The organism is uncultured Eudoraea sp., from assembly GCF_947258925.1.
Taxonomy (GTDB): domain Bacteria; phylum Bacteroidota; class Bacteroidia; order Flavobacteriales; family Flavobacteriaceae; genus Eudoraea.
Window position 1 is genome coordinate 1 of sequence record NZ_CAMYKG010000057.1, and the last position, 8,123, is coordinate 8,123.

Consider the following 8,123-nt stretch of genomic DNA (forward strand, 5'->3'; position numbering starts at 1 on the left):
CGCAGGACGACGGATTTCTTAAAAAGGAAGTTTGGGATTTTGAAAACACTCCCACGGATAAATATCCTTTGCTTCTTAATTACCATCCTTTGGTGATTTATCGTTTCCAGGTCATTAAACAAGCAGATGTGGTTATGGCTATGTTTCTTTTGGGCCACGAGTTTTCCTGGGAGCAAAAGAAACGAAACTACGATTATTACGATCCCCTAACCACGGGTGATTCTTCATTATCTGCCAGTGTTTATAGCATTCTTGCATTAGAATTGGACTATCTCGACAGGGCTTTGGAGCTTATAAGATATGCTGCGTGGATGGACCTGGCAGATGTAGGAGGAAATGTCAAAGATGGAGCACATATCGCATCCATGGGTGGAACCTGGATGACTGTGGTATATGGATTGGCAGGAATGCGCGATTATGGGGGCAGGATTTCGTTCAATCCGAAAAGCTTGCCGCATGTTGAGGAGGTCCGATTCCCTTTGACCGTGCGCGGACAAATGTTTGAAGTTAACATCGGGAAGGATTCGGTGAAATATTCCCTTAAAAAAGGCAACGGCCTAACCATTTATCATGGCGACCGGGAAATTAAGTTGTCCAAAGATCAACCACACAAGGTCATGGAACTAGTTAACAAAGTATAAGATAAATTCATTAATACTTAAATCAAAACTAGCTTTTGAGGCCTATAAATCAGAGAAACAAAGAAATCCAAAAAACAACCCTTTTCATAGCTAAAATACTTCTATGATCTGAGTCATGGTTAACCATGCTTTGCTTTATCCAGGGCTTTCCTGTACCCAGATTTTGAATGTGACTCTCTTAACTCTTCTTATTTATAACTGCGTATAGTAGGTTGTACATTTTCAAATTCGAGCTGTTCTTCTACACAACCTGAAATCACCACTATTATAACCCCAGACCGACACAAAGGAATATTGATCAAACCAATATATGCAGAATAACTCCTTTAAGATAGCAACATTAGGGCAACCCATTGCGGAGGGTTGTTTTGCAGTTGCATAAAGCTTGAAACCAATTAGCTTTATGGCGTTATGGTCCTGCAAAACACTATTCCTAGTTTGAAGGTGTAAAGTAAAACTTCGTAGGTGTTAATCATTCTATATTAACTGTCCGAATACTTCTACCTATTGATTAGAATTTACACCACAAGTATGATCAATATCATTGAACGCCCTCTGAATGGCTGTTATTTTTATAGTGTGTTACAGAACTATGACCGGATTTTGGTTATAGGGCAACTATAACCTGAATCTGAGGGTAAGAGTTTTGTGAAAATTAAGATAGCGACTATGGCCCTATTTTTTAAGCGAATAAGACATAAGTTACTGAACAGCAAAAGATTCGGTAAATACACGCTTTATGCCATAGGGGAAGTCCTAATATTAATCTTTGGTATAGCGATCGCGGTTCAGGTTAACAATTGGGACCAAAGGCGACGAAATAGAACTCTGGAAATTAACATTCTTAAGTCTATTAAAGAGGATTTACATAGCGATTTAAATGATCTACAATTTGGTATCGATCTACACACAGAAGGAAATGCCTCCGCAGAAATCATCCTAAACCATCTTGAAAATAATCTACCTTATGATGATTCGCTGGGCTATCACTTTTTAGCTGCCAATTATTTTACTTATTTGGGCTATTCCCGGGGTGGTATTGAATCCCTCAGATCTTTAGGAGTAAATACCATAACCAATGAGAAATTAAGGAGTCAGATAATTACATTGTATGATATGAATTATGTTCATATGCTGTATTTATCTGATCAGAGTAAAAATAAGAACGGGTATGCCATTCAAAATCTTTTTATTAGTCGATTTGACCAGGGAGAATATTTTGATGATCCCAATACAGAAAATCCCTATGATGGGTCAATGATTCCGCTCGATTACGAAGCACTAAAAAAAGATACTGAGTACATCTACTATGTTAAAACGTATAGAAATGGGATTGATTACTATTTAAATGAATGTTATACCACTAAAACTGCAATAACTCAACTCATTAAAGATATAGAGGAAGAACTTAATTCACTTGAACAATAGATAATATGGCCGTATTTTTTAAACGCATACGACAAAAGCTGCTGGTCAAAAAACGATTCGGGAAATACTCGCTATATGCCCTGGGCGAGGTTTTGATCGTGATTGTGGGGATCCTGGTAGCCGTTCAAGTAAATAGCTGGAATGAGCAACGAAAGAATGAGGCTGTAGAAATCTCCGTACTGAAGGCTATAAAGGCAGATTTAATAAAGGATACACTCCTTCTTAAAGAAGATATGGGTCTTCATTTACATAGTATGCTCTCATCACGCATTGTACAAGATTATCTTGCAAATGACCGGCCCTACAACGATAGCTTGGCCCACCACTTTATTGCCTCTTTTTATGTTACCGACTGGATGCACAATAGTGGCGGCATCCAAACATTAAAATCTTTAGGAGTCAATACAATAACTGATGAGAAACTAAGAAATGAAATTATCGATTTATATGATGTTAAATACAATTTCTTGCAGTACCTGACGGCCAGCTTGACAAATAATTTCTTATATATAGAACAAAATATTTTACGCACCAGATTTGAGCAAGCAAGACTTTTCTTTGATTATAAAGAATCAGCACCTTTTGCTGATGATAAAGAGTCAAACAGTGAGTTGGTAAAATGGGATGAAAGAATGATTCCTTTAGATTATGAGGCATTAAAAAACGATCATGAATATCTTTTTCACCTTAAAACATATATGAACGAAGTCCATTGGTATTGGTTTATTTGTACTGATACGGAAAATCAGATGTCCCAGACAATATTGAATCTAGAGCAAGAAATAAAGAGCTTAGAAAAATAACAACATGGCCCTTTTTTTTAAAAGAATAAGACATAAGTTACTGATCAGCAAAAGATTCGGTAAATACACGCTTTATGCCATAGGGGAAGTCCTAATATTAATCTTTGGTATAGCGATCGCGGTGCAGGTGAACAATTGGGACCAAAAGCGACAAAGTAAAATCATTGAAATTTCACTGCTTGAAGACATCAAATCTGGATTGGAGAAGGATCTGAATACATTTCCAGACGATATCAGTGTCCATAATCAAATTATATCGTCTTCACAAACTATTATAGACCACCTTGAAAATAACTTACCTTATCATGATTCCCTGGATTTTCACTTTGCAAATACTTATGGTTATACCAAGATTTTTCCTAATAAAAGTGCTTTCGAAACATTAAAATCGATAGGGGTTGGTGTGATATCCAATGATACATTAAGGTATCAGATTATCGACATATACGATATTTGGATGATTTATTTGATTGAAATGGGAGAAACGAACAGACAGTATATGGAACATTTAGAAAAGAATGTATTTAATAGCAGATTTAATGAAGCAGAGCAGTGGGAATATGATTTAGAAACAAAATCTTTTGACGGGACAATGATACCCATAGATTATGAAAAATTAAAAAAAGATACCGAATACTTATACCATATCAAAACATTTAAAAATAAGAATATAGGTCATTTGGACGCTGTTAACCATGTCCAAATTCGAATATCGCAGCTCATTGTCGCAATAGAAGAAGAAATTAATGAACTTGAAAAATAGGAATGATCTTAGTTATAGAATGATTCTTGCAACAAAAGTGATGTGCAAAGTTCAGATTTCATAAAACCACTGATTACTCAATAAATTAATTCCCCCAAAATATTTTATCGGTAAAAACATTCGGCTGTGACGGTAGATTTTCCCCATTTGCCGTGATTTCACTAGATGGATAGGCCAAGCGCACCGGCCGGTCAGGGGTGGTAGCCAAATCGGAGACAGGCAGGTTGGAGGGGTATCCCGTTCTCGAATAATCGAACCAGGATTGGATCGCATCTATACTATTTAAGGCCAGCCACTTTTGGGTAATGATAGCTTCCTGCTTATTCAATGAACTATCCCAGCTTACCAGGTTCAGATTTTGGCAGTAATAGGATGATGCATCCCCCGCGCCTAAATAGCTAAAGGAAGCCTGTATTCCATTTTCGTAAAACGATTTGGCATCACCGGGCATCAATCCCTTTAGCGCTGCCTCTGCCTGGTTGAAATACGATTCGGCTGCCGTATATAAAACGGCAGCTTGTCCGGGTTCTTGCAAAATACCCATCCCCATATTGGAGACCTTTTCAGAAACAAATTCACCTTCTCCCGAGGTATTGTATAATTGCCCTTGTCGAACACCCAGATGGCCGGTTACCGGTTTTTCATAAATAAAATCGATTCTGGGATCCTGGGTTCCTGATAAAAAATCAAGAACAAATGGCGTAGCGCAGGTAGCATTGTTGAAGATGGTATTATTACCCTGGGCATCCTGCCCAAATTCGGCCCATTTAGGATTCATTCTATTCTCTTCATTTATATACCCAAGTTGAACTTCAACATCATTCTCAATAAAACCGGAACCTTCACCAGCGATAACAGCAAATTCATTTCTAATATATTCCGCTTTCTCAGGCAAGTCTGAAAGGCGTACCAATATCCGTAACTTTACGGTATTCGCAAATCTTTTCCAGAGGGCCATATCGCCACCAAACATGACATCGTCAGGACCTGGCATTAATGGGGTAATCGAAGAATTGGAAGCTGTTGAATTAATCAGGCTAATAGCGCTGCTTAGTTGAACTATCAGATCTTCATAAATTTCTTCAGCCTTATCGTATTTTGGCGTTATATTACCACCCCTTTGCAATGCTTCAAAGTAAGGAACATCCCCATAGGTATCCACCAATAGTTGAAAATGATAGGCCATCATTACCTGACCAATTGCGCGATAGTAACCAAATTCATCTCCTTCCAGATTATTCAGGGCATTATACTGCTTTAAAGCATTTGCATAAGTATAATCAAAGTTTTGGCTGTAAAATGTAGGGTCTACAAAATAACGGAACTCCGCACTGTAGAATACAGAACCTTCGCTTTCTGCCCAGTTATACATCATAAAATTTCCCAGGGAATTTTGGCCCTTAAAACTTTCCTGAATAAAGGCCGAATAGCTCTGCGCAACAGGTAAGATAAGGTCGGGGCTTACGGATAAAGGATTATTGGGATCTTCATTAATGTTCAGATAGTCTGAAGAACAAGCTGCCACAAAGAGAGTAATAATCATTGTACTAAGCGTATATTTGAAAGTTTTCATTCCTAATATCATTTACATTAGAATTCAATTTTTAGGTTTAGGCCCAGAGATTTCGATGGCGGCGGTTGCAATAGCCCCCCTATACCTATTGCATTGTCCGGCTGGTTGTTGTTCTGAAATTCCGGGTCTGAAAACAGGTTTTCTCCCGGTAAATAGGTAAAGAAGTTTCTGGCGATCAGTCCAATTTCAAGCCTATGTATCGCGGAATTACGCAGGTATTTATCCGGCATTGCATAGTTCAAGGCCAATTCGCGAATTTTTAATGCGGTAGCATCTTTTATATAATTTTCTTTTATCCCTCCATAGAAATCGGTCCAGTATTCCCAGTTATTTCCTCCTGTTATGGTAACACTAGTATTTTCTTCATAGACACCCGGGCTCGTCTCTATAACCGAATTGGGGAATACAAAATCCTCCCTATCATAGGCAACCGAAGCAACAGAACGCCCTGAAAATTCTAAATAGTCTGAGCCTTCATCAAAATAAACATGTCCGGTTCTGTAGTCCATTGTTATTGCCAGGCTTAAGGTTTTCCATCTAAGCCTGGATGTAAAGCCAATAATATAATCGGGAGTCGTTTTCCCCAATTTCTTTAACGGTCCCACCAACGGATTCCCATCTTCCGGATTGATCACGACACGGCCCTCGGGGTCTCTTAAATAAGTAGTTGCCTTAATTTGTGGAAAAGCTTCCCCTACAATAGCATAAAAGCCAACTCTGTCTCCTATAAAATTATAATTAATACTGCTAATGGTTATCTCATCGACCCCTTCTGCGATTTCTTTGACAACAGCCTCATTACTAGTAAAATTGAAGCTGGCATCCCAGCCCCAATTCTTTGATTTAAGGATTTCACCACCCAAGGTGAGTTCGACGCCTTTCGTCTCTATTTCCCCAATATTGGTTAAAAAAGAACTGGATCCGGAAGTTACAGAAGGTGTGGTCAGTGTGATGAGGTCTGTTGATTTGGTTATAAAATAAGCTGCATCAAAAGTGAGGCGGTTATTAAAGAAACTGGTATTTAACCCAAATTCCGTAGTATTTATTTTCTCTTTGGTGATTCCGGGATCTATCGCGACATCACTTACCGAAAAACCATTTAAATCGCCATACGGAAAGTAAGCTGCCTGTGAATAAGTCTCATTAATTTGATAGGGGCCCAGATCATTATAAGTGGTTGAGTTACTCGCACTCAATTTAATATAGATATCGTTTTCCTTCAGCGATGGGACAACCTCGCTCATTATAAATGATAGCCCGGCTGCCGGATAGAAGTAGCTGTTTTCACCTGGAGGCAAGGTTGAGGTAAAATCATATCGGCCGGCCAAATTTAAATACAGAAAATCCTTAAACCCCAAAGTAGCATCGGCAAAGAAGCCATAAATCCTTTTTTTTGATTCGTCCAGACTTACTTCAGGTGTGCCTACTCCATTAGAAACATCAAAGAATCCCGGGATGCTGAGATCATTAAATTCAATGCTGCTAATCCTGGAATTGAAGGAGTTGTTAGTGCCTCCCAGTATAGCTGTAATGTCGAACAATTCACCTGCATCAAAATCGGCCTTCAGAATGGCCTCAGCCGAATACGAATTCGTTTGGAACTCACTTTCAACAACAAAGGGTGTAACATAACCTTTGAAAGTCTGTAATGAAGGATCATACGACTGCCTGCGCCGGTAGTCTTTTCCATAACCACTAGAGTTGTTAAGTCCCAACCTCGCAGTGAAGTTCAACCATTCAACAATATCCCAGGAGGCCTGGATATTGGCAATCAACCTATCGGTTTTATCATTATCCCTGTTGGTATCAATAGCCCAATAGGGATTGTCCTGATATAGGTTGTAATAGTTATTCGGATTGCCATAGCTATCAGGATCCTCCCAATTCCTATATTCTGTTAGTGGTATATTAACCGGTGTAGATAAAAGAAGGCCGTAAATCTGTTCATTAAATTGTCCCAGTCTGCTTCCAACAACACTCGTCTTATCCCTTAAATAACTGGAGTTTACACTTAAAGTAAGGTTGCCAAGAGTTTGGGAAGCATTGACCCTGAACGTATTTCTGTCATAGGTGTCCGAAGGGACAAGCCCGGTGGTCTGCTGGTCAGCTAAAGAAAGGTAGAAAGAACTATTTTGAGTTCCTCCACTGAGATATAACGTATTTTGAAAGGTATACCCGGTTTCAAAAAAGTCTTTTAAATTGTCCTTCACAGCGGCGTAGGGAACTGCCTGAAAACTGCCGTCGGCAAATGTGGGCCCGATCTGGCGTACCTGCCCGTCAAAACGTGGCCCCCAGCTAATGTTTTCATTACCGATATATTCACCCCCTGCACCAATTCCGTATTCCTGTTGAAAATCCGGCATATGGGCAACTGTTTCCATAGAGGTTGTAGAAATTAAACCAATTGTAAATTTTTGGCCTAATACCCCTTTTTTGGTGGTCACCAAGATAGCCCCGTTACTTCCCAATGATCCGTATAGAATACCAGCTGTAGCTCCCTTTAATACGTTTACGTCCTGTATATCAAGTGGATTCAGATCATCAAAAGCACCCTGACTGGCAACTGCTCCATCGATGACAATGATAGGACTATTCGACTGACTAATTGATCTCAGTCCCCGCAAAATGATTTGGGTATTTGGGTTAACGCCCTGATCCTGAACATTGATCTGCAAGCCGGCCACTTTGCCGGTTAAACCTTGCGCCGCCCTGGTAGGCACCACTTTTACCAATTCTTCCGAAGGTACTTTGTCTGCCTGATACGACAGCTTTTTCTTTTGCCTTTGAATTCCAAGTGCAGTAACATCTATGGTATCCAAATAGGTAATATCATCTTCTAATGTAATATTTATTATGTTATTAAACCCTATGGTTATTTCAACCGTTTTGAGTCCAATATGAGAAAAAACCAAAAC

Annotated in this window: 6 protein-coding genes; 4 read left to right on the forward strand and 2 right to left on the reverse strand. The window is 39.2% G+C overall.

The features are described 5' to 3' along the window. The 4 genes from Q0X77_RS14730 to Q0X77_RS14745 all read left to right on the forward strand — a co-directional run. Positions 1 to 641, forward strand: a 641-nt coding sequence (locus Q0X77_RS14730) for a glycosyl hydrolase family 65 protein (protein WP_297798588.1), incomplete at its 5' end; no start/stop codon positions are given. A gap of 669 nt (positions 642 to 1,310) precedes the next feature. Then, entirely contained in the window at positions 1,311 to 2,069 is a 759-nt protein-coding gene (locus Q0X77_RS14735; RefSeq protein WP_297798589.1) for a DUF6090 family protein, read from the forward strand. A 5-nt stretch (positions 2,070 to 2,074) separates the two neighbouring features. After that, positions 2,075 to 2,872: a DUF6090 family protein gene (locus Q0X77_RS14740; RefSeq protein ID WP_297798590.1), complete on the forward strand. Its 798-nt coding sequence runs from the start codon at positions 2,075 to 2,077 to the stop codon at positions 2,870 to 2,872. Positions 2,873 to 2,876: 4 nt separating this feature from the next. After that, positions 2,877 to 3,635 carry a DUF6090 family protein gene (locus Q0X77_RS14745; RefSeq protein ID WP_297798591.1) on the forward strand — a complete coding sequence of 253 codons (759 nt, stop codon included), beginning with the start codon at positions 2,877 to 2,879 and terminating at the stop codon, positions 3,633 to 3,635. An 85-nt stretch (positions 3,636 to 3,720) separates the two neighbouring features. Here the strand turns inward: Q0X77_RS14745 and Q0X77_RS14750 are convergent, their stop codons facing one another. Together Q0X77_RS14750 and Q0X77_RS14755 are read right to left on the reverse strand one after the other, a co-directional pair. Continuing rightward, a complete protein-coding gene (locus Q0X77_RS14750) occupies positions 3,721 to 5,208 on the reverse strand; it encodes a SusD/RagB family nutrient-binding outer membrane lipoprotein (protein WP_297798592.1) in 1,488 nt (495 codons plus the stop codon). 17 nt (positions 5,209 to 5,225) lie between these two features. Continuing rightward, positions 5,226 to 8,123, reverse strand: a 2,898-nt coding sequence (locus tag Q0X77_RS14755; protein ID WP_297798593.1) for a SusC/RagA family TonB-linked outer membrane protein, incomplete at its 5' end; no start/stop codon positions are given.